General features: G+C 37.0%; 28 protein-coding genes. 11 read left to right on the top strand and 17 right to left on the bottom strand.

Features of this window, described 5'->3' with window-relative positions; all coding sequences use genetic code 11:
* The first annotated feature begins 82 nt into the window (after positions 1-82).
* Together ileS and Q0Y61_RS05165 are read left to right on the top strand one after the other, a co-directional pair.
* Positions 83-2881, top strand: a complete 2799-nt coding sequence (ileS, locus tag Q0Y61_RS05160) for an isoleucine--tRNA ligase (protein WP_297812396.1) — start codon at positions 83-85, stop codon at positions 2879-2881.
* Between the two features lie 77 nt (positions 2882-2958).
* On the top strand, positions 2959-3090 hold the full coding sequence (locus Q0Y61_RS05165) for a hypothetical protein (protein ID WP_297812399.1): 132 nt from the start codon (positions 2959-2961) through the stop codon (positions 3088-3090).
* Between the two features lie 73 nt (positions 3091-3163).
* Here the strand turns inward: Q0Y61_RS05165 and metK are convergent, their stop codons facing one another.
* Positions 3164-4324, bottom strand: a complete 1161-nt coding sequence (gene metK / locus Q0Y61_RS05170) for a methionine adenosyltransferase (RefSeq protein WP_297812402.1) — start codon at positions 4322-4324, stop codon at positions 3164-3166.
* A 35-nt stretch (positions 4325-4359) separates the two neighbouring features.
* The gene (locus Q0Y61_RS05175; RefSeq protein ID WP_297812407.1) at positions 4360-4569 is read right to left on the bottom strand and encodes a DNA cytosine methyltransferase; all 210 of its coding nucleotides are present in this window, start codon (positions 4567-4569) and stop codon (positions 4360-4362) included.
* Between the two features lie 122 nt (positions 4570-4691).
* Between Q0Y61_RS05175 and Q0Y61_RS05180 the strand changes: the two genes are divergently transcribed.
* The 3 genes from Q0Y61_RS05180 (at position 4692) to Q0Y61_RS05190 (ending at position 7161) form a co-directional block, all read left to right on the top strand.
* Positions 4692-5684, top strand: a complete 993-nt coding sequence (locus Q0Y61_RS05180; protein ID WP_297812411.1) for an aldo/keto reductase — start codon at positions 4692-4694, stop codon at positions 5682-5684.
* A 90-nt stretch (positions 5685-5774) separates the two neighbouring features.
* The gene (locus tag Q0Y61_RS05185; RefSeq protein WP_297812414.1) at positions 5775-6359 is read left to right on the top strand and encodes an NAD(P)H-dependent oxidoreductase; all 585 of its coding nucleotides are present in this window, start codon (positions 5775-5777) and stop codon (positions 6357-6359) included.
* Between the two features lie 52 nt (positions 6360-6411).
* Positions 6412-7161 (top strand): NAD(P)H-binding protein, encoded by a 750-nt coding sequence (locus Q0Y61_RS05190; RefSeq protein WP_011116313.1) that lies wholly within the window; start codon positions 6412-6414, stop codon positions 7159-7161.
* On the opposite strand, the gene Q0Y61_RS05195 is transcribed toward Q0Y61_RS05190, so the two are convergent.
* The 3 genes from Q0Y61_RS05195 to Q0Y61_RS05205 all read right to left on the bottom strand — a co-directional run bounded on the left by Q0Y61_RS05195 (position 7135) and on the right by Q0Y61_RS05205 (position 10014).
* A complete protein-coding gene (locus Q0Y61_RS05195; RefSeq protein ID WP_297812419.1) occupies positions 7135-7740 on the bottom strand; it encodes an FMN-binding negative transcriptional regulator in 606 nt (201 codons plus the stop codon). The genes Q0Y61_RS05190 and Q0Y61_RS05195 overlap by 27 nt on opposite strands.
* A gap of 140 nt (positions 7741-7880) precedes the next feature.
* Positions 7881-9029 (bottom strand): SLAC1 anion channel family protein, encoded by a 1149-nt coding sequence (locus tag Q0Y61_RS05200; RefSeq protein ID WP_297812423.1) that lies wholly within the window; start codon positions 9027-9029, stop codon positions 7881-7883.
* 127 nt (positions 9030-9156) lie between these two features.
* On the bottom strand, positions 9157-10014 hold the full coding sequence (locus Q0Y61_RS05205) for an aminoglycoside 6-adenylyltransferase (protein ID WP_297812427.1): 858 nt from the start codon (positions 10012-10014) through the stop codon (positions 9157-9159).
* Between the two features lie 201 nt (positions 10015-10215).
* Here Q0Y61_RS05205 and Q0Y61_RS05210 point away from each other — a divergent pair, with 201 nt between their 5' ends.
* Together Q0Y61_RS05210 and Q0Y61_RS05215 are read left to right on the top strand one after the other, a co-directional pair.
* Entirely contained in the window at positions 10216-11211 is a 996-nt protein-coding gene (locus tag Q0Y61_RS05210) for a permease (RefSeq protein ID WP_297812430.1), read from the top strand.
* Positions 11212-11222: 11 nt separating this feature from the next.
* Complete coding sequence (locus Q0Y61_RS05215; protein ID WP_366517289.1) at positions 11223-11525, top strand: metalloregulator ArsR/SmtB family transcription factor; 303 nt, start codon at positions 11223-11225, stop codon at positions 11523-11525.
* A gap of 114 nt (positions 11526-11639) precedes the next feature.
* On the opposite strand, the gene Q0Y61_RS05220 is transcribed toward Q0Y61_RS05215, so the two are convergent.
* From Q0Y61_RS05220 to Q0Y61_RS05230, 3 genes are read right to left on the bottom strand one after another with little or no spacing between them, the layout of a single operon-like run.
* Positions 11640-12191 carry a BspA family leucine-rich repeat surface protein gene (locus Q0Y61_RS05220; protein ID WP_297812433.1) on the bottom strand — a complete coding sequence of 184 codons (552 nt, stop codon included), beginning with the start codon at positions 12189-12191 and terminating at the stop codon, positions 11640-11642.
* A gap of 15 nt (positions 12192-12206) precedes the next feature.
* On the bottom strand, positions 12207-15293 hold the full coding sequence (locus Q0Y61_RS05225; protein ID WP_297812436.1) for a type I restriction endonuclease subunit R: 3087 nt from the start codon (positions 15291-15293) through the stop codon (positions 12207-12209).
* Between the two features lie 9 nt (positions 15294-15302).
* The gene (locus Q0Y61_RS05230; RefSeq protein WP_297812439.1) at positions 15303-15530 is read right to left on the bottom strand and encodes a hypothetical protein; all 228 of its coding nucleotides are present in this window, start codon (positions 15528-15530) and stop codon (positions 15303-15305) included.
* 194 nt (positions 15531-15724) lie between these two features.
* Between Q0Y61_RS05230 and Q0Y61_RS05235 the strand changes: the two genes are divergently transcribed.
* The gene (locus Q0Y61_RS05235; protein ID WP_297812442.1) at positions 15725-16153 is read left to right on the top strand and encodes a type II toxin-antitoxin system antitoxin SocA domain-containing protein; all 429 of its coding nucleotides are present in this window, start codon (positions 15725-15727) and stop codon (positions 16151-16153) included.
* Positions 16143-16943, top strand: a complete 801-nt coding sequence (locus Q0Y61_RS05240) for a hypothetical protein (RefSeq protein ID WP_297812445.1) — start codon at positions 16143-16145, stop codon at positions 16941-16943. The genes Q0Y61_RS05235 and Q0Y61_RS05240 overlap by 11 nt, the downstream gene beginning before the upstream one ends.
* Here Q0Y61_RS05240 and Q0Y61_RS05245 read toward each other — a convergent pair.
* From Q0Y61_RS05245 to Q0Y61_RS05280, 8 genes are all read right to left on the bottom strand, one after another.
* The gene (locus tag Q0Y61_RS05245) at positions 16920-18209 is read right to left on the bottom strand and encodes a restriction endonuclease subunit S (protein WP_297812448.1); all 1290 of its coding nucleotides are present in this window, start codon (positions 18207-18209) and stop codon (positions 16920-16922) included. The two genes, Q0Y61_RS05240 and Q0Y61_RS05245, sit on opposite strands and share 24 nt — an antisense overlap.
* Before the next feature lie 92 nt (positions 18210-18301).
* Positions 18302-19873 (bottom strand): class I SAM-dependent DNA methyltransferase, encoded by a 1572-nt coding sequence (locus Q0Y61_RS05250; RefSeq protein ID WP_297812451.1) that lies wholly within the window; start codon positions 19871-19873, stop codon positions 18302-18304.
* 169 nt (positions 19874-20042) lie between these two features.
* Positions 20043-20453 carry an EVE domain-containing protein gene (locus Q0Y61_RS05255; RefSeq protein WP_297812454.1) on the bottom strand — a complete coding sequence of 137 codons (411 nt, stop codon included), beginning with the start codon at positions 20451-20453 and terminating at the stop codon, positions 20043-20045.
* 18 nt (positions 20454-20471) lie between these two features.
* A complete protein-coding gene (locus Q0Y61_RS05260) occupies positions 20472-21416 on the bottom strand; it encodes an HNH endonuclease family protein (RefSeq protein WP_297812457.1) in 945 nt (314 codons plus the stop codon).
* Positions 21344-22213, bottom strand: a complete 870-nt coding sequence (locus Q0Y61_RS05265) for a DUF262 domain-containing protein (protein ID WP_297812460.1) — start codon at positions 22211-22213, stop codon at positions 21344-21346. The genes Q0Y61_RS05260 and Q0Y61_RS05265 overlap by 73 nt, the downstream gene beginning before the upstream one ends.
* 105 nt (positions 22214-22318) lie before the next feature.
* Positions 22319-22969, bottom strand: a complete 651-nt coding sequence (locus Q0Y61_RS05270) for a GyrI-like domain-containing protein (protein WP_297812462.1) — start codon at positions 22967-22969, stop codon at positions 22319-22321.
* Positions 22970-22995: 26 nt separating this feature from the next.
* A complete protein-coding gene (locus Q0Y61_RS05275; protein ID WP_297812465.1) occupies positions 22996-23388 on the bottom strand; it encodes a DoxX family protein in 393 nt (130 codons plus the stop codon).
* A 141-nt stretch (positions 23389-23529) separates the two neighbouring features.
* Complete coding sequence (locus Q0Y61_RS05280) at positions 23530-24150, bottom strand: NAD(P)H-binding protein (RefSeq protein WP_297812467.1); 621 nt, start codon at positions 24148-24150, stop codon at positions 23530-23532.
* Positions 24151-24354: 204 nt separating this feature from the next.
* Between Q0Y61_RS05280 and Q0Y61_RS05285 the strand changes: the two genes are divergently transcribed.
* Positions 24355-24687 carry a helix-turn-helix domain-containing protein gene (locus tag Q0Y61_RS05285; protein ID WP_297812470.1) on the top strand — a complete coding sequence of 111 codons (333 nt, stop codon included), beginning with the start codon at positions 24355-24357 and terminating at the stop codon, positions 24685-24687.
* A gap of 4 nt (positions 24688-24691) precedes the next feature.
* Positions 24692-24814 carry a hypothetical protein gene (locus tag Q0Y61_RS05290; RefSeq protein ID WP_297812473.1) on the top strand — a complete coding sequence of 41 codons (123 nt, stop codon included), beginning with the start codon at positions 24692-24694 and terminating at the stop codon, positions 24812-24814.
* Here the strand turns inward: Q0Y61_RS05290 and Q0Y61_RS05295 are convergent.
* On the bottom strand, positions 24811-25329 hold the full coding sequence (locus Q0Y61_RS05295) for a ClbS/DfsB family four-helix bundle protein (RefSeq protein ID WP_297812476.1): 519 nt from the start codon (positions 25327-25329) through the stop codon (positions 24811-24813). The genes Q0Y61_RS05290 and Q0Y61_RS05295 overlap by 4 nt on opposite strands.
* Between the last annotated feature and the right edge of the window lie 265 nt (positions 25330-25594).

Genomic DNA, 25594 nt, shown 5'->3' on the forward strand with positions numbered 1-25594 from the left:
CGTTAAAAAAACTTAAAAATTAGGCATTTTTAAAAGAAATCAAGATAGAATCCACAATTTATTTGTTTGTAAAAGGGAATTTATGGATTACAAAGATACATTAGCATTGCCCGCGACAAGTTTTCCTATGCGCGGAAATCTACCACAAAACGAACCAAAAACTTATTCAATATGGAAAAATAACGGCATTTATCCAAAAATGCTACGAAATCGCCAAAATGCAAATGTTACTTTTAATTTACACGATGGACCGCCTTATGCAAATGGACATATCCATATCGGACACGCACTCAACAAAATTTTAAAAGATATAATAGTAAAGCAACATTATTTTCAAGGGAAAAAAGTTTTTTATACACCTGGTTGGGACTGCCACGGACTACCAATTGAACAACAAGTAGAAAAAAAACTAGGGAAAGAAAAAAAAGATTCTTTGCCAAAAGTTAAAATCCGAGAACTTTGTCGCAAACACGCAGAAGAGTTTGTAAAGATTCAAAAGGACGAATTTTTAGAACTGGGAATTTTTGGCGATTTTGAAAATCCTTATAAAACAATGGACTTTGCCTTCGAAGCAGAAATTTACAAAGCACTTTGTGCTGTGGCAAAAAAAGGATTGCTAAAAGAACGCAGTAAGCCTGTTTATTGGAGTTGGGCTTGTCAAACTGCTTTGGCAGAAGCTGAAGTAGAATATAAGGAGAAAGAGAGTGATTCTATCTTCGTTGCTTTCCCTTTACAACAAGACGCGCTAGAAGCACTAGGTGCAAAAGAACTAGAGATTCACCAAGCTTTTTGTGTGATTTGGACCACCACACCTTGGACATTACCAGCTAATAGCGGAATCGCACTTAATCCCGAAGAACTCTATGCTTTAACGCAGGATAATAAAATTATTTTGGCTTCTCAAGTAGAGAAATTATCCCAACTAGGTATTGTAGAAAATAAGATTTTAAAAACCTTTAGAGCACAAATTTTAGAAAACAAGTATGCAACCAATCCACTCAATGGTAGAGATTCTAAAATCATCTTAGGAGAACACGTGGCAAGTGATGAGGGGAGCGGCTGTGTGCATACTGCTCCAGGACACGGGGAGGACGATTATTTCATTGGATTGAAATATGATCTACCAATGCTTATGCCTGTAGATGATAAAGGTTGCTTTGATGCAACATTAATCAAAGAAAGATTGTTTTTTAATCCTGATGAGTTTGTAGGAAAATTTATTTTTGATACACACTCAAGAATCTTGGAGCTTTTGGGAGTACATTTACTAAAACATAGCAAAATCAAGCATTCCTATCCGCATTGTTGGCGCTCACATCAGCCTGTGATTTTTCGTGCCACCGCGCAATGGTTTATTCTAATGGACGAACCCTATACGAGCAGTGGCGAAACTCTCCGACAAATTGCATTAAAGCAGATTAGAGAAACACAATTCTATCCAGAACACGGAATGCACAGAATCTATTCTATGATTGAAAGTCGTCCGGATTGGTGCATTTCAAGGCAAAGAGATTGGGGAGTGCCAATTGCATTTTTTAAAGATAAACAGAGTGGAAAAGTGTTATTGGATTCTGAAATTTTAGACTTTGTTGCAAAAGTTTTTGAAACAGAGGGTTGTGATGCTTGGTGGAGCAAAAGTATAGAAGAATTATTACCATCAAAATATAAAAATCAGAGCGAACATTTAGAAAAAGTGCATCATATCTTAGATGTTTGGTTTGATAGTGGAAGCACTTGGAAAGCGGTGCTAAATAACGACAAATATACAAGTGGTAAATTTCCTGCGAATATGTATTTAGAGGGAAGCGACCAACATAGGGGTTGGTTTCATAGCTCTTTACTTGTTAGTTGCGCTATTAATGAACACGCACCTTATCAAAGCATTTTAACACACGGCTTTACAATGGACGAAAATGGTGAGAAAATGAGCAAATCCAAAGGTAATGTTATTGCTCCCAAAGATGTGTTAAAAGAGTTTGGCGCAGAAATCTTACGACTTTGGGTAGCACAAAGTGATTATCAAAACGACCAAAGAATCTCACAAAATATCCTAAAACAAGTCAGTGAAAACTATCGCAAGATCCGCAATACAATTCGTTTTTTGCTAGCCAATGTGGAATCGCTAGAGCAACTAGAAGTCCAGCATTTTAGTCCGATTGATTTATGGATTCTAATGCGCGCAAGAGATTGCTTTAACCAAGTGAATACACTCTTTAATGAATATGAATTTTCTAAAGGTTTGCAAGAACTTAACTACTTTTTAAATACCGAACTTAGTGGAATCTATTTAGATATTTGCAAAGACAATCTTTATTGCAATGCGCGAGATTCTAAGGAGCGTAGAGCCGCACAAAGTGTAATGGCTCTTCTATGTGGGAGATTATTTGGGTTAGTCGCGCCAATTCTTACCTATACAATTAACGAAGCATTAAGCCATACACAAAGCAGAGCCTTACTTGAGAGTTGTGGAATCGCAGAGATTCAGAACAAAGAAACTGCTGTGCTTGAAGTTCTCTATCAACCACTTCCTTGCTTTGAAAAGCCCAATATAGACTTTGAAAGACTACTCACTTTGCGCTCATATTTTTTAGAACAAATAGATAACCTTAAAAAAGAATCTAAAATCAAATCTACATTAGAAGTAGATTTGATAGTTCCAGCAAAAATAGCAGAGTTTAAAGAACTGAATTTATGGCTTATGGTAAGCTCGGTGCAAAGTAGCAAACAAGATTCTAATGTATTAGCAACTTTTACCTTTGAGGGAGAAGATTATTCTATTTGTCAAGCCAAAGGACATAAATGCCCTCGTTGTTGGCAGTTTATCTCCAAAGCAGCAGATGAATCTTGTGTGCGTTGCACAGAAGTATTAGAAGCACATTAATTTTACAAGTTGCCAAACAAGCAAGAATCTTAAAGTTTTTGCTATAATGTTAGTTTTATTCCAACTAAGGCTAGAGTATGCCAACGTTTTTTGATTTAACACAGCCAGTAGGTTTGGTAGAAACTTGGGTTAGCATTTTTGTTGTATGCTCTCTGATGTGGCTTGGTTTTGTCATAGTCAAGCATATTAAAAAGCGAAAAGAGAAATAGACACTTAATATGCGCTCGATGATTAGAAAGTTAATGAGAATTTGTCTGTGTGATAAATGCAGAACCCCAAAGATTATTTGAGGTTGAAATAATCTTTGATTACCTCTACTTTATCGGTTTTTTCCCAGCTAAACTCTGGTAACTCTCTACCAAAATGCCCATAACTTGCGGTTTTTTGGTAAATCGGACGCAACAAATCTAGTGATTCTATAATTCCACGTGGAGTTAAACGAAAAAGTTTTTTTACGCATTCTTCAATTTTAGAATCTTCAAATTTGCCTGTGCCGTGTGTATTGACTAGAATAGAAACGGGTTCAACTACGCCAATTGCATAAGCAATTTGAATCGTAGCTCTATCACAAATACCACTTGCCACGAGGTTTTTAGCTACATAGCGCATTGCATACGCTCCACTTCTATCCACCTTGCTTGGGTCTTTTCCACTAAATGCACCTCCTCCGTGTGGGCAACTCCCACCATAAGTATCCACAATGATTTTGCGTCCTGTTAAACCTGCATCGCCTTGTGGTCCGCCGATGACAAATTTACCCGTAGGATTCACAAAGTAGCGGATATTATTGCTTTCAAATTCTTTCGGTAATACCTTTTTAACAACCTCTTCAATTACTGCACTTCTTAAAGTGTCTTGTGAAGTTTCTGGGCTATGTTGGGTGGAAACTACAATCGTATCAATTCCCACAGGCACACCATTTGCGTATTTAATTGTTACTTGTGATTTTCCATCAGGACGCAAAAAGGGTAAAGTGCCATCTTTTCTAGCTTTTGCTAACCCCTCTGTGATTCTATGAGACAGATAAATTGGTAAGGGCATTAGCACATCTGTTTCCCTGCACGCATAGCCAAACATTAACCCTTGGTCACCTGCGCCAATTTCCCCATCTTCTCTATCTACACCTTGATTGATGTCTGGGCTTTGTTCCCCTACACCATTTAGCACACCTGCGCTATGATAATCAAAACCGTATCTCGCATCAATGTAGCCAATCTCACGTATCACACGTCTAGCAATGTCTTGCATTGGTGCATAAGCTGTTGTTTTTAGTTCGCCTGCAATAACACAATAACCATTAGAAAGTAAGGTTTCACACGCTACTCTAGCCTTTTTATCCCGTTCTATAATGTAATCTAAAATTGCATCACTGATTTGGTCTGCCATTTTATCTGGGTGTCCCTCGGTTACAGATTCAGAAGTGAAAAGAAACTCTTTTTGCATAAATTCACCTTGTATTTTAATTTTTTTGGATTCTATCACAAAAAACTTAAGAAATAGCAAAAAGTATCATTAAAATTATGCTCTATCTTATGGTTAAATCTCATATACCAAATATCAAAAAACAATGTTCCTCCAGCATCTTCAAATTCTATTTTCTTACCACAAATGCTAAATGGCTGATGATGAAATGTTGCACAAAGCAAATCAAAATCTAGTAAAGATTTAGAGTTTATTTGTGTTATCACTTAGGGAATTTTCATTAAATTTTTTTCACCCTCTCATTAGTTTCACTTGACAAACACTTAGTATCAGGCTGTATAATTTCAAAATCTATTTTTAGATTTTATCCATTTGACAAGGAGTAAAAATGCAAAATACAATTTCTCACTCTCGGCGAGATTTTCTGAAAACTTCCGCAATGCTAAGCATAGCAGGTGTAAGTGCGACATTCATACCAAATCTTTTACAAGGAGCGCAAAATTTGACTAAAAACAATAAAACTCAAGCAATTTTAAATGAATTTTTCACGCTCAATAATGGCAATAAGATTCCAAAACTTGGGCTTGGGACTTGGCGTATTGATGATAATGTGGTAGAAGCGGCGGTGCGAGAGGCTTTTAAGGTGGGTTATCGCCACATTGACACTGCACAAGCCTATGGCAATGAAAGAGGTGTGGGCGAGGCGGTGAGAAAAAGCAAAATCAAGCGAGAGGAACTTTTTATCACAAGCAAGATTCGTGCAGAATATAAAGATTATAAAAGCGCGAGTGCTTCCATAGATACTTCTTTAAAAACGATGAAGCTAGATTTCATTGATTTAATGCTTATCCACAGCCCACAGCCTTGGAATAGCTTTAGAAAGGGCGATTATTTTAAAGAAAATGTAGAAGTCCATAACGCACTAGAAGACGCGCAAAAGGCAGGTAAGGTGCGTTCTATTGGTGTAAGTAACTTTTTGCAAAAAGATTTAGAAAATATCCTCAAAAACTGCAAAACTAAACCCGCAGCAAATCAGATTCTATGCCATATTGGCAACACGCCTTTTACATTGTTGGATTATTGCAAAAAGCAAAATATCCTCGCAGAAGCGTATTCGCCTATTGCGCACGGAGAGCTTTTGAAAGACCCTCGCGTGATAGAGTTAGCAAAAAAATACAATGTCAGCCCCGCGCAAATTTGTATCCGCTATACTTTAGAGTTAGGACTTGTTTCTTTGCCAAAGAGCAAAACTCCCAAATATATAGCAGAGAATGCGCAGGTGGATTTCACATTCTCAAAGGCAGATTTGCAAACGCTTAAAAAGCTTACCTTTAAGGATTATGGTGAGCATTCATATTTTCCTGTGTTTGGTGGGAAGTGAAATAAATAAGCAATGGGAATTAAGCAAAATCCCTTGACAAACACTTAGTATCAGGCTTTATAATTTCAAAATCTATTTTAAGGAGAACAAATGAAAAAAATTTTACTTTTAAATGGTGGCAAAGTCTTTGGAGGCTCTGGTGGGAGGCTTAGCCAAACTTTGCACGATGTCGCAAAGCAGACTTTAGAGAATCTTGGCTTTGAGATTTTGCAAACGCATATTGATAAGGGTTATGAGGAGCAAGTAGAGGTGCAAAAATGGCTTCAAAGTGATGCAATCATCTATCAAATGCCCGGTTGGTGGATGGGTGAGCCGTGGATTGTGAAAAAATATATTGATGAGATAGGTATTGCTGGGGCTGGGAAGTTTTTTACAAGTGATGGGCGGCATAGTAATAATCCAACTCAAGGCTATGGCACAGGCGGACTTTTGAAAGACAAAAAATATATGTTTTCTCTCACTTGGAATGCTCCGATTGAGGCTTTCACAGAGCCTAATGGATTTTTTGAGGGCGTTGGCGTAGATGGCGTGTATTTGCATTTACACAAAGCACACGAGTTTATGGGAATGCAGGCTTTGCCGAGCTTTATCTGTAATGATGTCGTCAAAAATCCGCAAGTGGAACAATATATCAAAGACTATGAGGCGCATTTGAAAAAGGTTTTTGGCAAATAGAACTTTAGTAAGCGCAAGGTTACGCGTTTTAGATTCTAACAAAGGAGCAATAATGACAAATCGTAGAGACTTTTTAAAGAATCTAGCACAACTTGCAGGAGCAGTGGCATTCACGGCTTATGTGTCTTATCCACTTTTCGCACAAAATGTGAAATCCCAAAGCACACAAGGCAAAGATGAAAGGCTCAAAGTGCTGATTATCGGTGCGAATGGGAGTGTCGCAAGGGTAGCTACTACGATGTTTTTACAAAATACCAATGTAGATTTGAAACTTTATTTACGAAACTCAAAGCGACTTTCCCACCTCAAAAGTGCGCGTGTGGAAGTAGTGGAGGGTAATGCACTTGATGAAAATGCGCTCAAAAAGGCAATGAGTGATGTCAATGTCGTCTATGCGAATCTTTATGGCACAGACACGCCGCAAATGGCAAGAGTAATTATAGATTCTATGCAGCAAGTGGGGCTTAAAAGGCTTGTGTGGATAACTTCCTTTGGCGTGTATAATGGGCAATACCAAGAGATTCCAGAGAGTGAGCTAAGGTGCATTGCAAACTATATCGCGCCGCACAGAGAGGAAGTAAAGATTATAGAATCTTCCCCGCTTGATTACACGATTATCCGAGCGCAGTGGTTTAGTAACGCCGATGAGATAGACTATGAGCTGACGCAAAAGGGCGAAGCCTTTAAAAATCCAAGTGGGAAAATCTCTCGCAAAAGCATTGCGGATTTAATTGTCAAACTCTGCACGACAAAGGATTTTGGCATCAGGCAAAGCTTAGGGATTAATAAGCCTTTGAGGTAAAAATTTCTTCATTTGCTCTATCGTTTGTGTATCTAGTCTATCTCCGCGATTGCTTAAATCCTGCACAATTTCTTCCCAATCCTCTTGCTTAAGATTCTGTCCAAATTTCGCTTTTGCAGTTAAAGATTCCACAAGGATTTTTCCTACAAATACACCTTTTTCTTGACCGATAAATTGCCCTTTCTCCATATCCATTGTTTGATTATTTGGCTCATATTTTTGAACAAGGCGCGTTAAAATATGCTTTTTCTCTGCCAAGTCTTCTACCACGCAAAATTGTCCTTCTAAAAAGATAGAAAAGAAAAATTGCGTGGGAATCATCGTGTGATGTAAAAAGTATGAGGGGATATAAGCATAAGGCTTTGCTGCGCTAAAGGCAACTTTGGGATTTTGCTTTAAAAGTGCGTATTTGCGTCCAGCCTTTGCTCCGTGCAGATAAATTTTAGAATCCTCATAGCAAAAGCTAAGTGGCACAGCATAAGGGATACTATCAGGTATTACGAGTGTGCCAAACTCTATTTGGTTTAAAAATTCCGCAATCAACTTAGAATCTTTACAATCAAAATCTTTGCGCCGCATTGCTTTCCTTAAGAGGTCTTTAGCTTTAGATTATAACATAAAATTATCATTTCCTTTTCTCCCGTCCATTGCAAAGCACAATTTCTCACTCTCGGCAGAATTTTCTGAAAACTTCAATGATAAATTCTAAGCTTTAAAGTTTAGGCAAGATTTTTTAGCTCACCTTTGATAATCCCGCTCAATGTGCGCACAAGTAGCCATATAAAAGTAAGTGTTACAGCAATTAAGAGTATACTAGAGAGTGCAACAAAGAACATTTCGTCATTGCTTACAAAGGCATAAGATTCATCAAATTGAGATTTCAAGCGTGATAAGGTAAGAGATTGCGTAATTTTAAGACTTGCAATACACATTGCAGCTAAAGGGAAACTAATCGCCCACCACGAGATTCTGAATGGACAGCATTTGCCGATTTGAAAGACTTGAGGCAATAGAGCAAAAAGCAAAAATAATCCAATGAAAAGCAGTGCGTAGCTTAGAGTATCCACGCTACTAAGGAAGCTAAAGTCTTGAATGAGCACGGCATAGGCACTTACTCCTGCACCAAATGGAGCTAGAAGTATCACAAGGGTGGGCATTAGCTTTTCAGGGAGTTTTTCAAAAAACACGATACGTGCAAAAATAAGCGCACACAGCACGATACTCCAAAAGAATCCAACACCCACACAAAATCCAGCAATAATAAAGCTAAAATCCTGCACCCATACTTTATCCACAAACAAAGGCAAGGCTAAGGGCAAGTCTAGCAAACCTACGACAGGGATAATCCACGCAGGGGTAATATGGGAAAGCTCAAGCTTGTTGCAAATCCAAAATTGCACGATATGCACACTAAAGATAAACATTAAAACTGCTCCTACAACCCACACCGCAAGGCTTAAGGATTCAGGAAGTCCAAGTCTATGGAGTGCAAAGGGCAAAAGCAGTAAAGAGATAAAAAATGTGCCAAAAAATGGACGCGTCAGAGGCGAGACAAACTCAAGCTTGACACTCTCAAAGCTGCTTAGAATCTTCACAGCATAGGCACTTACTAGCCCTATAAACGCAATGAGGGCAAGGAGTGCAAAAGAGACAGAAAGAGCAAAGCTAAAATTAGCAAGGAGAGTTGAAGGCAAGAAGTTTGTGTTATGGGTTGGGGCAAGGACATTTTCTGTATTTATGGTGAGGTTTTGGATTAAGCGCATCATTTTATCCCACGCCACGCTGATTGCACTAAGCCCCATACACGCACCAAAAAAGCTTATGGGCAGATAGCTAAAATAACCTTTTGTTTTATATTCTTGTGTCATTTTGGATTCCTTATATGGCATATTATTTTGTATTATATTTTAATTGAGATTTATTTAACTTTTTCTTTATTTTATCGTGCGTATCAAAATCTTTTTCAAACTCATCTTTTGGTTTGCTTTATATTATTTATATTTTTAGAATCCTCACATATTGCTTTGCTTTTTTTGCATAAGGCAGAGTGTGCAAATCGTTAAAATGCACTTTTATAAGCTCCCGCGCATTTTTGGCAAAGAATTTCTCCATTATTTTAAGCGTTTTTCGCGCTTGTTTTAAATCCCCTAGTTTATAGCACTTATAGAGACTTTTGCACTCTTTAGGCTCTAAAAAATGGGGTAAAAACTTATATTCCTTGCCTAGAGAAAAAGCAAAATTATTTTGTCTTAATGCCACACGCCAAGAAAGCAAAATCAAAAGCCCCTCTCTCATCATCGCTAAATGCGCGTTTGCAAGGAGCAATTCGCCTCTTAAAATGTCCTTGTGTATGCAAACATAGCGCCAATACAATTCATTGCAGCAGTCCAAAAAGCTCTGTTTGGTTAGAGGCTTGATAAAAAACGCACTATCGCTTGGCTCATTGATAGGCATAAATTGATTATCCTTATCAAGCAAAACGCGCATTAGCCGCTCATTGTCCCTATACCATTCTATGTCCGCAAGGGGAATAAGGCTCAAATCTATGCGTACTCCATCATCAAAAAGCACTAAAAAGCTAAACCAGCCCTCCCTTAAATCAGGCGGGTAAAGTTCCATAGATTCGGGCTTTTGGAGCATTAAAATATTGCCAAAGATTTTAAGCCATTCCTCATCGTTTTTAAAGGATTCTAAGTTTTTAGCGTTTAAGAAAAAAGAAATATCATAATCGCAAAATTTATCTTGCTTGATGTTGGGATTTGCCCTTGAACCCTCTAATGTAACCGCGCGGATAGAATCTGTGCGTTTGGCAAAATCTAAAATAAGGGCGAAAATTTCTTTTTGCGTGCGCATTGTGGATTCTCCTTTTTAAAGGCTTAAATTTTGCTTTGCATTTTACCCTAATAATTTGATGATTTAAAGGTGCAAGCTGCTTTGAAGTTTCTCGCCCTATTTCTCACTAGAAATGCTTATAATAAATCTGTTCAGTGTTTATTAAGATTTATATATTATAATATCAACATATATCAATATAATAATAAGGTAGTATTTTTTATGGAAAGTCAATTACTAGAATTTTTCAAATTTTTTGCCATTTATTTCGTTGAGTTATCATTCCTTTTTGTCATCGTATCTGTTTTGATTGCTTTTTTAAACAATAGATACAAAAGCACCTTTGAAAAGCATTTAGGCAAAGATTCTTATCTTACTTATCTTAGTTATATAAAAGCTATTCTTTTGGGCTCTCTTACGCCCTTTTGTTCTTGTTCTACTATTCCCTTGTTTCGTGCATTGCTTAAAGCAAATGTAGTTTTTGGTGTATGTATCGCCTATTTGCTTACCTCTCCGCTTGTTAATCCTATAATTGTGGGAATGTTGTTTGTGGCTTTTGGACTGAAAATCACATTGATTTATGTAGCTTTTTTGTTTGTTGCTATTTTTGTTTTATCCACTATGATACAAAAACTTGATACTCAAAAATTTCTACAAGAAAATTTTAAAAGCACGAATAATAATGACCACCTTAGAGCTAAGAAACCTATTAATTTTACATCTTTTTCTACTTCTGTCCTGCAAAAATCTAGCTCTTGTTGTGATACTCAAATGAATAAGAATATGTCTTGTTGCACAAAATCTAAAAATAAAGATTCTATAAAAAATTTATTTTTTCAAAGTTTAAAGGACTATAAAAAACTTGTTCCATATATTGCCATAGGTATGGGTATAGGAGCTTTTATACATGGTTTTGTGCCACAGGATTTTTTACAAAATTATCTTGGTGGGTTTGGGATTTTAAATGTGATTTTTGCTGCATTTATTGGCATCTTGCTTTATGTTAGGGTGGAGGCAATTATACCTATTGGTGTCGCATTACTTGGAGTTGGCGTCAATGAGGGTGTAATAATGAGTTTTTTAATCGCTGGCGCTGGTTGCTCTTTGCCTGAACTCATATTATTAAAAAGCATATTTAAGTTAAATTTTTTAGCATTGTTTGTTGGGTTGGTTTTATGTATTGCCATAGGATTTGGTATGATTATTTATTTTTTATAGTGAGGCATAAGATGAATAAGGTTGATAGTTTTTTAAACATTGTGGGTGCGCTCAATGATGAGACGAGAATATTAATTTTGAATTTTTTATCTGTAAATGGTGAGACTTGCGTATGTGATTTGCAAAATATGCTAGATATGAAGCAATCACGCTTATCAAGGCATTTGAAAATATTAAAAGATTCAGGCTTTTTATATGTAAATCGCAAAGGTGCTTGGGCGTATTATGGGATAAATAATCATTTAACCCCTTTTCATCAACAGGCTTTGCAAGCCATAGAAGAGCTTGATTTAAGACGTTTGCCACCTTTTTAGTGTTGGGAAAATTTTAGTGCAGTGCGTTTTGAATTGCTCCTTTGAAGTGATAGGCATACCGCAGTTTTGGCAGATTGTGTTTTGCATTAAGAATCCCTCTTTTTTCTTTAGAATCTATTCTTTATACCATTTTGGCGGATTGTTTTGTAATGGAGAACTTCCAAATATATCACGCATATCCAAAACGTTCTTGACATTCCAACTATCCAAAGACTGATTGAATGATTTTGCCCCATAAAACATCTCTTTCATATATTTCACGCTACTTGTATTCCACTTATCCAAAGGCTGATTGAAAGATTCTGCTACAGCAAACATACTATGCATATCTTTTACTTTGGATACGTCCCAAGCATTTATATTTTGATTAAAGCTCTTTGCCTTAGAGAACATATATTCCATATATTTTACCTTACTAGTATCCCATGATTCTATCCCGCTGAAATCTTGCCTTGTGCTTCCTTCAAAAAGTTTTGCCATATCAGTAATGGCAGAAGTATCAATTTCTCCTAGATTAATACTTTCATCTTGGACAAAAGCCTTTAATTCCTCTCTAGTCTTTGGAAAATATTTGTGTTGAGAATCTGCGTAACTACTAGATAAATTAAAGACCATTATTGCCAATAATGCAAAGCCTACTTTTTTCTTTGTCCCCATTTTATACATTTTATTCTCCTTGCTTCACACAAGATTACTCGCCACAAGTTCGGCTTGAGCTATGATTCTATCTGTTGCGAGTTTTTGCATATCCGGTGGATAGCCATATTTTTGCAACACCCTTTTAACTGCCACACGAAGCTTTGCTCGCACAGATTCTTTATGCTGCCAATCTAAGCTAACATTTTGTTTGAGAGTTTGAAAAATCGCTATGGCAAGTTCTTTTAGCTCATTTTTACTCATCACTTCTTTTGCATTTTCATTTTTGGCAATTGCTTCATAAAAGGCATATTCATAGTCTTTTAATCCCAAATCCTGCCTCTGCGTATCACTCGCAATAAGTTCTTTGCTTAGGGCAATCAACTCCTCTATGGCTTCTGCTACACTAAGGAGGTTGTTTTGATATTTTTGCATTGTCTTTTGCAGTCGCTCTATCAAGCTTTTTGCAGAGAGTGCAGAGTGAAGGCGCGCACTTAGTTCATCGTTTAAAAGCTTTTGCAAAGTCTGCAAGGCAAGGTTTTTGTGTTTATGAGAGGCAAGCTCGCTTAAAAATTCCTCTGAAAGAATAGAGAGATTGGGCTTTTTAATCCCTGCGCTATCTAAAAGTTTCACTACCCCCTCACTCACAATCGCGTCATTAATGATTTGTTTAATTGCGCTTTGCGGCACGAGAGATTTTCCCTCCTCCTCTCTTTCGTATTTTTTCAAAGTTCTTTTGATGAGGTCAAAAAACGCCACATCTTTTGCGATTTTCTCCGCTTCCTCGCAAGGTAGAGCCATTACATAGGATTTTAAAAGCCTCGTTGCATTATCCAAAAACCGCTTTTTGCCATTTTCTTGGGCTAGGATAGTTTCTAAAACTTGGGCGATAAATGCAAGTTTATCCTGTGCTTTAAGCCTAAAATACTGCAAATAATTCATTCCTTGCAGCATTTGGGCGGTAATTTCATAGTTTTCTTGCATTTTTTCTATGATTTTTGTCTTGTCTTGTATAAACGCGCCTTTACCTCCGCTTTGCGTATAAAACTCTAGTGCATTTTTTAGCTCATTGGCAATGCCTAGATAATCCACGACTAGCCCCGCGGGTTTGTCCTTATATACGCGATTTACTCTCGCAATGGCTTGCATAAGGTTATGTCCGCTTAGGAATTTATCCATATAAAGCGTATGCAGCGGTGGCACATCAAAGCCAGTAAGCCACATATCGCACACGATAACCATTTGTAGCTCATCATCAACGCTTTTAAGTCTTTTAGCAATTTCGCTTCTTTGCGCCTTGCTCGTGTGGTGTTGGCTTATCTTTTCTCCATCATCGCTCTTTGCGGTGATAATCACTTTGATTTTGCCCTTTGTGGAATCCTCATTATGCCACGAGGGATTTAAATGCACGATTTGCTCATATAAAGACACCGCAATTTCTCGGCTCATACAAACAATCATCGCTTTGCCTTGCAAAATCTCCTGCCGCTGCGTAAAATGCTCTAAAATATCCTTTGCGATAGTCTGCAACCTCTCCTTTGCCCCGACAATCTCGCATAACCTTGTGGCTTTGGCGTTGATTTTCTCTTGCTCCTCACTTTTGCTTAGTTTAGAATCTAGCGCGCTTAAAATCTCTTGCCCCTCTGCGCTTAAAGCAATTTTAACTAATCGGCTTTCATAATAAATTGGCAAAGTCGCCTTATCCTCTACCGCTCTTGCAATATCATAAATATCAATGTATTCTCCAAAAACGCGCCTTGTGTCCGCGTCCGCCTTTTCTATCGGCGTGCCACTAAAACCTAGATAAGTGGCATTTGGCAGCGCGTCTCGCAAATATTTTGCATAGCCATAGCGGAGTTGCGCCTCCTCATCAAGTCGCGCTTCAAAGCCATATTGGCTTCTGTGGGCTTCATCGCACAGCACGAGGATATTTTCCCTCTTGCTTAGGCATTCAAAGCTTTCTTTCTCGCTTCTAAACTTTTGAATCGTGCTAAAGACAATGCCTCCACTTGCCCTTTTGAGCTTTGCCTTTAAGTCCTGTGTGCTCGTTGCAAGGATTGGCTCTGTGCGTAAAAGCTCCTTTGCCTTAGCAAAAGTGCCAAAAAGCTGCTCATCAAGGTCATTTCTATCGGTGATGATTAAAAGCGTGGGATTAGCAAAGCTTATAATCGCCTTTGCGCTAAAAAACACCATTGTGAGACTTTTGCCACTCCCTTGCGTGTGCCAGAGCACCCCGCCTCTCTTATCCCCACACATCGCACTTTTAGCAGATTCTATTGCCTTTTGCACCGCATAGTATTGATGATAAGCAGCGATTTTTTTGTTGATTTTTGTCGTGGATAAGCCTGCTTTATCATAAAAAGTCTCTTTTTCAAAGAGGATAAAAAAGCGCGTAAATTCCAAAAGATTGTGAGGCTTTAATACATCAGGTATTTGGGGCATTTGCGTATCGGTTTTATCCTCGTTGTTCCATACCATAAAGCGTGTGAAGTCCGCACTCAAGCTCCCCACCTTGCTATTTAGCCCATCGCTTACCATACATAGCGCATTGGAGATAAAAAGCATAGGAATCTGCGCCTTGTAAGTTTGAATCTGATAATAGGCGTTTTGCAAGGTAGCATTTGGATTTAGAGGATTTTTAAGCTCACACACCACTAAGGGTAAGCCATTGACAAAGAGCACAACATCAGGGCGTTTGGGCATTTTAGATTCAAAATGGAGTTGATTAGCGCACAAAAAGTGATTGTTTTGCGGGTTTTCAAAATCTAGCACTTGCAAGAGAATGCCTCGCATTTCACCATCAAGTAGCACTTCAAGCGGGATACCCTGCGTAAGATAAGCGTGGCATTTCGCATTTGCTTCTAAAAGCTCCTCATTTTCAAGGGCTTTGAGTCTAGCCAATGCCTCGCTTATAAGCTGCTCTTGGATTTCATAACTTAGGTTAAGATTGCAAGGTTTGGAATTCACAAAGTTAATCCTCCGCACTGCCTCTTTAAATTCGCCCTCAAGTATCCACTCCTTGCTGTTGCGCTCTAGCTCTTTGCCGCTTTTGTAAGTGTATCCTGCGTTTTCTAAACCTTGCAGGAGCAAGGATTCTATGGCGTTTTCATCAAGCTTTTGAGGTTCTTGCATTGTTTTTCCTTAGGATACTTCATTTAATATTGCCTTTTTGAAATCCTCAAAGCTTTCATATCGCTCTACTTCCCCATTTCGCACTTCTCTAATAGCTTCCAAAAGCTCATCACTTGGCTGCTTTTCTAAGGAAGTTTCGTTTTGTTCTATGATTTTTATCTTGGAATCACACGCCTTTGCCATACTCTTTACCGCTTTTGCAAATTGTTTATTTGCGTTTGTAATAATTAAGGTCATTCTTGCTCCTTCCCTTGTTGTATCTGCCTTTAGGATTCCACATTTTGCGGGATATTATAGCAAAAGTTGGGTGAAAATTAAGGAACAAGTATTGAAATAAAAACTATTTAGAATATTTTTGGTAAAATCCTTTTGTGTTAATTTTGCATTACTTTGTTATAATGCTAAAATTTAATGAAATAGAGGGAATTAATATGCGAGCTTTAGATTTAGCAAAATACATTATCAATACTTCCAAAAAAGGCTTGAGTAATTTAGAATTGCAAAAAACAATGTATTTTGTAGAGTTAGATTATTGTAAAAATACAAAAAAACATTTAGTAGATGATGATTTTGAAGCTTGGCAATATGGTCCTGTTGTTCCTGAAGTTTATTGGAAATACCGAAATTATGGTGCGTGTTCTATTGACGCGACAGATGATGGGATTGATTTAAATAATATTTGTGCGGATGAAATAAAAATTATAAATTCAAGTATTATTCGTTGTAATAAAAAATACTCTTGGGATATGGTAGCTGAAAGCCATAGAGAAGATGGAGCTTGGAAAAAAACAATAGATAAGGGTTTAGCTATTATTGGCAAAGAGCTCATCAGAGAAGAAGCTTTAAAATATGGAATTTGAAAACAATAAAGATAAAACGTTAAAAGAAATAGTTATTTCTTTATGTTCTAAAGAAATTAAAGATGAACAAGAACTTCAAGAAAGATTAAAGGAATTAAAAGACATATATGAAGATAAAGATTATAGACATAGATATGATGAGATTACAGCAGCTATTTTATCTAATAATCCAAATTTACCCAATGATAATGCAGGCGAAAAAGATTCATTAATGAATGTTTCCCAAAATATGCGTTTTATTTATGAAATGGCTAGCCAAAATAAAGATATGGATAAAGAGATACTTAAGAAAATAGAAAAACTTTTTGTGCATACAAATCTTGAATGTGTAAGATTAAGAAGTTTAAAAGACAATTTTAACAGAGTTGGCGAGAAAATAAAAGATTATGATGAAAAAATGAAAGACATTAAACAAAAAGAAAAAGAAATTAAAGAAAATCTTGAGAAACAACAAACACAATATATTGTAATATTAGGGATTTTTGCTTCTATCGTTTTGGCTTTTGTGGGCGGTTTAACTTTTTCTACCTCTGTGCTTGCCCATATTCACCAAGCAAGTATTTACAGGCTTATTTTTGTGATAAGCTTCATCGCTTTATTTATTGGAAATATTCTTTATTATTTATTTGATTTCTTATCAAAAATTGCTCTAAAACAAAAAGAGGAAATTTCTTTTTTTAAAAGACCAATTTTTTATTTTAACATTATAATTTTACTTATAATGTTAGGAATAAGTGCTGTTTATCTATATAAAAAATGCATACTCTCACACCTCCATTTCACCGCTTAGTAATTTTGGTAGCATTATATCACGCAAAGATTCTAGCTTTTGAATCTGCTTAGAGTTATTGTAGATTTTATCAAAAAATCCTTTAGCTTGAATCTGAAAATCATTCAATGTTGTTTTATCGGGTAAAAGCAAAGTATATCTTTTTATTTTCTCTACATTAAGATTTTGTTGCGCTGAACCCGAAGCCAATAAATTTAAATTCTCTCTTTCATTTTTTAAAAAGCAAAAAACAAATTCTTTGCTACACTTTGTCTCATCTATTATTAATCCACAAGCCGCTTGATTAAACGCAGAATCTTGAGTTAAAATTCCAAGTCTCCCAACGGTGGGTGCTGCATATATTGCTATGATAATAGTATCCTTAGGAAAAAGTTTTGCCGATGAATTTTCAAGTCCATCTTCTGTAATTGTTTGAATACTATCAAATAGAAAATTATCGTCAAGCTCCTTTGTAGAATACCAATTAATTTTGCCAGAATAATATTCCTTTATTCTTGTAGATGGCGTTCCTCCTGAAGCTATTTTTAGGCAAATATCATTTAAAGTTACTTCCTCCCACTCGTTGCGTTTAGGATTGTCTATAAAGGTATGGCGGAAGAGAGTTAGGCTTAAGGATTCTAGAGTTTTGTTTTGGCGGTGGAGTAAGTCTATCTTATCGTCCAAACTACTTAGAATCTCCGCGATTCTCTGCTGTGTCTCAAGGGGCGGTAAGGGGATTGTAAGATTTTCTATATCAGATGGCTTAATGGCTGGATAAGCACTTGTTGAGGCTTCGGCTATTAAATCTAAAAATTCTATTGTTTTGTTAAGCGTCAAAAAATAGTATAAAAATTTAGAATCTAAAATATTTTGATGAGTTGTAATTGTGCAAAAACCTGTTGAAACAACTAAATTTTTACTCGGGTTTTTTATAAAGCCAAAGTGTCTTTGAATGGGACGAACAAGTGAATAAATAATATCATTATCTTGAACAAGCCTTTTGGCTCTACTTGGCAAATCCTTTAAATCAAAAGTTTGGAGAGATTCTATTCTGTTATCTGTAATTGAGCCTGTATCAAGATATTGAACTATATTGTATGGATAATTTTTATCAATACTTTTGCAATTTGTTTTTATCATCTCCCCCAACCTAACCTCTTTCCATTGCTCTTTATGGAGGGATTCAAAGAAAGCAGAATGAAATGGCGCGTTTGCAGTCGTGTGTTCTTTGTGATTGTGCGTTGTTGTGCCCATTGCCGCCCTTTTGGCTGTAATATTTTTATTCATTTTCTGCCTTTGTGTGTTTTATATGTTCTTAAGGTATTAATGCTATAATCCTTGCTCATTCACGGCGGTGCTTTACGCTTTGCATATATCTTTCATTTTTCTATTAACGCAAGGTTGGCTAGAATCCTTTTATTTAATGCCTCTTCCTCTTGCATTTGGGATTGCAACTCCTCTTTTAAGCGTGTAAATTCTGTCTCAAAGTCAAAATCTTCCTCACTTTCTTCCAAGCCTACAAATCTGCCCGGTGTCAAAGTGTAGCCAAGCGCGGCGACTTCTTGTAGGGAAGCGGATTTGCAAAAGCCCTTGATGTCGGTATAAGGTGGGGTGGATTCTAAATTTTGAGAATCTGTATTTGTTAGATTTTGCGCCTTTGAATCTTTAGAATCTGCAAAATCTGTGCCTCGTGGATTTTGTGCTTTCTGCCACGCGTGGTAAGTTTGGCTTATCCTTTGAATATCCTCTTGCGTGAGAATACGATTTTTACGATTAATCAACTCGCCACAATTTCTTGCGTCTATGAAAAGGATTTCTTTATTTGTTTTGGAGCGGCGGATAAACCAGAGACTTGCGGGGATTTGCGTGTTTAAGAAAAGCTTAGCGGGGAGATTGACAATACAATCAATGAGATTAGATTCTATCAAGTTTTTGCGTATCTCGCCCTCTGTCGCCGTGTTGCTTGTAAGGCTACCTTTGGCAAGGACAAATCCCGCCACGCCTTTAGGGGCAAGATGATAGAGGAAGTGCTGAATCCACGCATAGTTTGCGTTTGTAGTAGGGGGAGTGCCAAACTTCCAACGTCCATCAAGCTTTAAGAGTTCGCCGCTATAATCCGAATCGTTAAAGGGCGGGTTGGCGATGACAAAATCCGCTTTTAAGTCCTTATGTGCGTCATTTAAGAAGCTACCCTCGCTATTCCATTTAACTTGTGAGGAGTCAATTTGTCTTATGGCAAGATTCATCTTCGCTAGTCGCCAAGTCGTTTGGTTGCTCTCTTGTCCATAAATAGAAATATCATCAATGCTACCTTGATGGCTTTGCACGAAAAGTTCGCTTTGCACAAACATTCCCCCACTGCCACAACAGGGGTCAAATACGCGTCCTTTGTAAGGCTCTAGCATTGCAATAAGAAGCTCTACAACGCTTTTTGGTGTGTAAAACTGCCCGCCCTTTTTGCCTTCACTTAGCGCAAACTCGCCTAAGAAATATTCAAAAATATGTCCCAAAATATCGCTACTTTGGGTTGAATCTCCTTGTAAAGAGAGATTAGAGAGTAAGTCAATCAGCCCGCCTAAGCAAATAGAATCTAGATTTTCTTTGGCATAGACTTTGGGCAAAACGCCTTTGAGGCTTGGGTTTTCTTGCTCTATGGTTTGCATTGCATTATCTAAAAGGCTGCCGATATTGCTTTGTTTGGCGTTTTCCATAATGTAGCCCCACCGCGCCTTTGTTGGCACGAAAAACGCATTGTAGGCAAGGTATTCGTCTTTATCCTCCGTATCTCCGCCTTCACTTTGCACTCTTTCAAAAGTAGCTTGAAAGCTATCGGAGATGTATTTTAAGAAAACTAAGCCCAAAACGATATGCTTATACTCGGCGGCGTCAATGTTTTTGCGGAGTTTATCGGCAGATTTAAAAAGTGTTTGCGCCAAAGTTTTGTGCGTCATAAGAGCCTCTTTGTTGTGGGATTCTTTTGGTAATATTTTACCAATTTTTTTGGCACAATTTTACCTTAAATAGAATGCACTCTCCAATAAAAAGGCTCAACTCTCCTTAAGGATTAATCATTTTTGCTTTTGTAATAGCAACCGCAGCTTTGGCAGATTGTATTTTGCATTAAGAATCCTGTGTCATATACTCTGCGAGGAAGTTAAAAAACTCTTTGGAGACTTCAAAATGCCCAAAACGCAGTTTGCTTGCGTAGGCTTTCCATTCTTGGTGTGTCTTTGCCACGCTTAAAGGGCATTCTCGCTTAATTTCACTCCATAGCACATTGCGCCTAAAAGGGAAAAATCCCTTAAACATCTCCACTTGATACACATTTTCATCTGCGATTTCACCTAGTGCGGTGAATGCTTGATAAGGCTCTTTAGATTCCATAGTAAGCTTTGGGCTATAATAGATGATTTTATCATTTTGCTTCATTCGTTTAAGCGGTGCGGCTTTGCCGTGGCAGAGTTGGCAAAATCCCCCTGCTTGTCCTATTTGAATATGATTTTTTGATGCTATGCCGATGAAGTAGCGCATTGGAGCTCCTTATTTTAATTATTTAGTGAAAATATCAACATTCCAAATTTTGAAAAATTTCTGTGTCCTATCCCTTATGGTATCTTCGTTCCATATTGTTTTATCGCATAGCTCTCTAGTAATAAGCAAATCCGCACAGCTTTTAATGGAATTTTTACGACTTCCATCGCCATTAAGCTTGATTTTCCAAGAAGCATTTTTTATTGCACTATTAAGAGAGCTTTTTAAAAGCGTCATATTGCCTATTTGATAGATTAAATCCTCTGCGTGTAATTCATCTTTTGCAATACTTTTCCAATTTTCTTCCCACGATTGTGGCATAAGATGTTCCAATGTCCATTTATAAGAAAGCTCTATACTATCTTGTGTCTTTTTATTTGTATGGCGTCTATAAAGTTCTATCCAAAAAAGGATTAACGCAGCTTTTTTATTCGCAAGATAGTCATCTTTGGATATTAAGCAATCCTCAATTTCATATCTCTTTGGAATATCTTTCAAATTATTTTTCAAAAATTCTAGGGGGTTGGTCTTGTTAAGCTTTTTTGTCATATTTGCAAAGAGTTTATTGTAATCTTTTGTGCTTTTAAAACATAACCAACGCGTAAGGATAAAAACTTCTAGTAAATTTAAGCACTTTTTCATAATATCAGAATTGTTTTTAAGGTTGAATTTTAAAGCCAAAATTAAAGGCATTATTGTATTTGTATCTGTAACTTTTAAAATATGAAACAAGCGTTGCTCATCATTTTCAAAGCATAATGGAGTATCTTTGGTAATGTATGGAAAATTTTGATAAATTAAAGCATATTCTTTGATTTTCTTTAAAAAAGATTCTAGTTGTTGCGCACTAAAATCTCTTGTTTTTTGTTTATAAATATCACTTAAGTTTTCTAAAGTGTCTTTCTCAACATCAAAGAATCCCCCGATAATCGCAAAAGAGTGTAAGAAAATCTCACTTTGCACCCTTTTAAGCCTTCCTGTGGCAATTTCCTCTTCCCAAAATCCTTATTTTCTTTTGCTTCAAATAAATCTTCCCAATACTCCTTATAAAGCTTTTCATAATTCGTCTTTAATGCCATAGCTTTTGCGAAGAGTGCATTTTTGATAATATCTGTTGCAGTGAGTTTTAAACCTGCAGTGTTAATAGAGTCAAAGATTTTTTGTTCGTCTTCATTTGTGTCTAAATTAATGGTAACCCATAATTTTGAATTGAGAATAAAATCTAAAAATTCTTTATAATTTTTCATTTCCTCTATTCGCTTTGTAAAATACTCATAACATCGAATTAATCTATTTTTGATTTTATCCTTATCTTTGCCTTCTTTGTATCTTTCAATATTTTGCAAAGATACAAAATCTTTAGCCTGTAGAATTTGATTAAAAGAAGTTTTATCAACCTTAGAATGTTGAATTTTTGGATTTTTTTCTTTGGTTGGCTTTTTGAATAGATACTTAACATTGTCTTGTTTATCATCTTCATCTAACTTATCATATAAAGATTTTACGAGAATAGAGAAAGTTGTTAATCTTTGTTGTCCGTCAATCAAGCTTCTTTTTGTCCCCTCTCCTGCATTAGTAGGAAGTTGTTTTAAAACTATTGAGCCTAAAAAATGTTCTCTGTTATTTGTATAACTATCTTGTAGGTCTTCAAAAAGTTGTTTCCACTGGTCTTCTTCCCATACATACGCTCTTTGAAAAAATGGAATTTCAATCAAAGATTCTTGCTCCATAAAACCAAAATTATTTTCTGTTGCTTTCATTCCCTCTCTTTTTTCTATTAATTTCCAAATCTAATATTATAACCAAAAACCTAATTTACAGCAAGTTTCAGCCTTTCGCCCCTTGTGCTTTCTCTTTGCGTTTTCTCACCCATCCCGCACAGGAATGCGTAAAATTGTTTTAAGTTTATGCACGGGAGTTTTGTTTGGATTACTCAAATAGATTTCGTGGTGCGCCCTTGTGAGATTATCTTTGCCGATGTCGTTTTTCAAACCATTGTGTGCGATAAATTCCTCTATTTTTGCGAGACTTTGTGGCTCCTCATCATACGAGCCGATATGTAGTATCTGTACGCAAAGCCCCTCTTCAAAGCGCAATAATCGCGCTTTGGAGCAGTCTATGCCCTTTTTGCTCTGCACCTCTTCACACGCCCATTCAAAGAGTTCTTGCGTGATAAAATCAGGCTGGGCAATCATCGCTTGCCATTTGAAATTTGCCTTATTGCTCAAGTCCTCATTACCCCACCACAAGCTTTCTAGCGGAGGCACGACATATTCTATATAGTCTTTCAAAGCCTTTGTGGTTTTGCTCATTTTGAGCGTGTAGGAGAGGGTAAAGAGAGTTTTTAAAGCTGCTTGATACGCGCCATTTGGTTCATTTGGATTCCCTTCTCCTTGCACACTTATAAAAGAAAGCATTGGCACAAAAAGCTTTAAGGGTGTAGGTTTGGGCGCGTAGCAGTCTTTATAAACCTTTTTAAAATCAAATTTTGCACTTGCAGGATTTTTTGGTGGCATTATGGAATCCTTTTGTTTTCTATTTTTTATTTCTTAAACCTCACGCTATATCTACCTCCACCCATAAATATCAAGGCAATACAAGGGAGCATATAGAGCAAATGCAGCTCAATTACCCACGCGCCGTGATTATCAAGGGCAAAAACCTCAAAGCCTGTTGCAACATAAATCGCCACAAGCATTGTAAAAGCCTCTAAGGCAGCAGCTATACGCACTTGATAGCCTACAATTATCAGCAATGGCGCAAGAACCTCGCCGATATACGCACCATAGGCAAAAAATATGGGTAATCCTTGAGATTCCATAAAACCCTCTATACCGCTTATACCATTTGTGATTTTATTGACTCCGTGAAAGAGCATAAGCCCACCTACGCATAAGCGCACAATCAATTTGCCCAAATCGTCATTATACAACATTGCAAATCCTTTTTATTGATTTAAAACCCCGCATTCTATCAAAAAAAAAAAAACAAATTGCAAGGCAATGAATAGAATATTGAATGAAGAATAGGCACAAAATCTTTTTGCATAAAATCTGTGCCATTATATCATTAGAATCTATAATTCAATGAGGCTTATTCTTTGGCGCATTTTAATCTCTCCACTAGAAAGCAGTTTGATAAGTGCAGTCGCATAAGTGCTATAAGACACTCTACTTTCACCCTTTACATTGACTTTAAATTCCTCGCCTATTAACTCATAATTTTGCGATTTACCCTCATAAAAAAGTGCTGCAGGGCTGACATAGAGCCAATTGAGATTGCTTTTGCGCACAAATTCAAGTACTTGCGCAGTTGCTTCTGCCACTCCCATATATTCCTTAGGAAACTCTGGCGTATCCATTAGTCTAAGAGTATGCGTTGTATTCATATACAGACTTCCTGCACCTCCTACTACGATGAGCTTTGCCTCATTGCCTTGCAAAATTGCATTTAAATGCTCAATATGTTTTAAATGCAACGATAAATCCTGCCATTCTCCAAAAGCATCAATAATCACATCAAAGCCTTGTAAATCAGCACTTGTAAGTGAAAACATATCTTTCACAACAAGATGAACCCTCTCATCAAAATGCGCTTTGCTCCTCACAAACGCACTCACTTCAAATCCTGCATTGATTGCCTCTTGCACGATTGCACTTCCCGCCCTACCTTTTGCTGCTAAAACTGCGATTTTCATTTTGTCTCCTTTGAATTTTAAATGTTGAAATATAAAATTTCAGCTTTGCAATTTTATAGAACTTAGTATTTATAATCAAGTAAGCACTTTTTTAATATATAATATCTATTTTGATACTATTGTATAAATTTGGGATTTATTTGTGCTATAATTTTTGAAAACTTTAGAATCTTGCGTGTAAATTATAGAGAAAAGAGGTGCAAAATGAATGCGTATATTTCAGAATGTCCGATTGAGACGACTTTAAACCTCATCGGCAATAAATGGAAAATCATCATTATCCGCGATTTGCTAAGTGGCACAAAGCGATTTGGTGAGCTTAAAAAGTCTGTGGGTGCGACAAAAAATCAGAGCATTTCTCAAAAGGTTTTAACTCAAAATTTGCGCGAATTAGAGGAAGCAAAGTTGCTCAAAAGAAAAGTGTATGCAGAAGTGCCTCCACGAGTGGAATACAGCCTCACTCCACTTGGGCAGAGTTTGGAGTGTGTCTTAAAAGCTTTAGAATCTTGGGGGGAAGGCTATAAGAGGGAGCATTAGGGAAATGCGTCTATATCCAAAGCGCAGTTTGCTTACGCATTGTTGCCACTCATCGTGTGGTTTGCTACGCTTAATGGATACTCTCGCTCATACACTTGATGAGGATTTGCGGTTTAAGCATTCTTAAACCTTTTTTAAGCTCCTCACACGCTTTTTTATACATTTACTTGCCCAATCATAATGGCTTGAAGTCGCACTCACACAATAGCTCCCAAGACTTGTGTTGCCACACCACTTGTAGTGCTTTTTGACAAAAAGTTCCTTTGGTGGCAGAGTTTCTATCAGCTCCATACATTCTATGTGGCTTTTTTCTAACATTGCCTTTGCGTTCTCTAATGGCGTGCTTTGGTGCTTTTGCCAAATCTCCCTATTCATCGCGGGATAGGTTTTGAAATTATAAGGCGCAGGGAGAAAAGGCACAAAATCACTCGTCCTCTCAAGGTTTGTGCGCACAAAGCGAAGCAAAAGTATCTGCCATTCATACAAATGCACAAGCACATCGCGCAAAGTCTTATCTCGCTCATTATATTCAAAGGGTGCGCTTTGTTGTTCAAGCGGGATTTGCTCTATCAACGCAAGCAGAGATTCATAATTTTTCTGACTTAAAGCAAGCAAATCGCTTTTGTTGGTAGGGCGTGGCATAGGTGTCCTTTGAACAAATCTCAAGGCATTATAAGATTCTAAAACTTAATTGTCAAACGTGCAATCCTCTATCACATCAAAGTGGATTTTGGGGTATAATGCGTTTGTTTAAGTTCTTGGCATTAGCTGATACTTAAACTCACGATTTCATATGGCAGTGTGGGAGCGGCACTAAGCAGGAGTTTAGAGGATTTACTGCACAATAGATATTATAAAACGCCATTTAAAATCAAAGTTTTTCCATTTAAAAACGAAGTGCTTTGAT

Source organism: uncultured Helicobacter sp., from assembly GCF_947367035.1.
In the GTDB taxonomy this organism is placed as follows: domain Bacteria; phylum Campylobacterota; class Campylobacteria; order Campylobacterales; family Helicobacteraceae; genus Helicobacter_D.

Coding starts and splice junctions, on each gene's coding strand:
- ileS (WP_297812396.1), top strand. CDS start 83: ATGGATTACAAAGATACATTAGCATTGCCCGCGACAAGTTTTCCTATG.
- Q0Y61_RS05165 (WP_297812399.1), top strand. CDS start 2,959: ATGCCAACGTTTTTTGATTTAACACAGCCAGTAGGTTTGGTAGAAACT.
- metK (WP_297812402.1), bottom strand. CDS start 4,324: ATGCAAAAAGAGTTTCTTTTCACTTCTGAATCTGTAACCGAGGGACAC.
- Q0Y61_RS05180 (WP_297812411.1), top strand. CDS start 4,692: ATGCAAAATACAATTTCTCACTCTCGGCGAGATTTTCTGAAAACTTCC.
- Q0Y61_RS05185 (WP_297812414.1), top strand. CDS start 5,775: ATGAAAAAAATTTTACTTTTAAATGGTGGCAAAGTCTTTGGAGGCTCT.
- Q0Y61_RS05190 (WP_011116313.1), top strand. CDS start 6,412: ATGACAAATCGTAGAGACTTTTTAAAGAATCTAGCACAACTTGCAGGA.
- Q0Y61_RS05195 (WP_297812419.1), bottom strand. CDS start 7,740: ATGCGGCGCAAAGATTTTGATTGTAAAGATTCTAAGTTGATTGCGGAA.
- Q0Y61_RS05200 (WP_297812423.1), bottom strand. CDS start 9,029: ATGACACAAGAATATAAAACAAAAGGTTATTTTAGCTATCTGCCCATA.
- Q0Y61_RS05205 (WP_297812427.1), bottom strand. CDS start 10,014: ATGCGCACGCAAAAAGAAATTTTCGCCCTTATTTTAGATTTTGCCAAA.
- Q0Y61_RS05210 (WP_297812430.1), top strand. CDS start 10,216: ATGGAAAGTCAATTACTAGAATTTTTCAAATTTTTTGCCATTTATTTC.
- Q0Y61_RS05215 (WP_366517289.1), top strand. CDS start 11,223: ATGAATAAGGTTGATAGTTTTTTAAACATTGTGGGTGCGCTCAATGAT.
- Q0Y61_RS05220 (WP_297812433.1), bottom strand. CDS start 12,191: ATGTATAAAATGGGGACAAAGAAAAAAGTAGGCTTTGCATTATTGGCA.
- Q0Y61_RS05225 (WP_297812436.1), bottom strand. CDS start 15,293: ATGCAAGAACCTCAAAAGCTTGATGAAAACGCCATAGAATCCTTGCTC.
- Q0Y61_RS05230 (WP_297812439.1), bottom strand. CDS start 15,530: ATGACCTTAATTATTACAAACGCAAATAAACAATTTGCAAAAGCGGTA.
- Q0Y61_RS05235 (WP_297812442.1), top strand. CDS start 15,725: ATGCGAGCTTTAGATTTAGCAAAATACATTATCAATACTTCCAAAAAA.
- Q0Y61_RS05240 (WP_297812445.1), top strand. CDS start 16,143: ATGGAATTTGAAAACAATAAAGATAAAACGTTAAAAGAAATAGTTATT.
- Q0Y61_RS05245 (WP_297812448.1), bottom strand. CDS start 18,209: ATGAATAAAAATATTACAGCCAAAAGGGCGGCAATGGGCACAACAACG.
- Q0Y61_RS05250 (WP_297812451.1), bottom strand. CDS start 19,873: ATGACGCACAAAACTTTGGCGCAAACACTTTTTAAATCTGCCGATAAA.
- Q0Y61_RS05255 (WP_297812454.1), bottom strand. CDS start 20,453: ATGCGCTACTTCATCGGCATAGCATCAAAAAATCATATTCAAATAGGA.
- Q0Y61_RS05265 (WP_297812460.1), bottom strand. CDS start 22,213: ATGAAAGCAACAGAAAATAATTTTGGTTTTATGGAGCAAGAATCTTTG.
- Q0Y61_RS05270 (WP_297812462.1), bottom strand. CDS start 22,969: ATGCCACCAAAAAATCCTGCAAGTGCAAAATTTGATTTTAAAAAGGTT.
- Q0Y61_RS05275 (WP_297812465.1), bottom strand. CDS start 23,388: ATGTTGTATAATGACGATTTGGGCAAATTGATTGTGCGCTTATGCGTA.
- Q0Y61_RS05280 (WP_297812467.1), bottom strand. CDS start 24,150: ATGAAAATCGCAGTTTTAGCAGCAAAAGGTAGGGCGGGAAGTGCAATC.
- Q0Y61_RS05285 (WP_297812470.1), top strand. CDS start 24,355: ATGAATGCGTATATTTCAGAATGTCCGATTGAGACGACTTTAAACCTC.
- Q0Y61_RS05290 (WP_297812473.1), top strand. CDS start 24,692: ATGCGTCTATATCCAAAGCGCAGTTTGCTTACGCATTGTTGCCACTCA.
- Q0Y61_RS05295 (WP_297812476.1), bottom strand. CDS start 25,329: ATGCCACGCCCTACCAACAAAAGCGATTTGCTTGCTTTAAGTCAGAAA.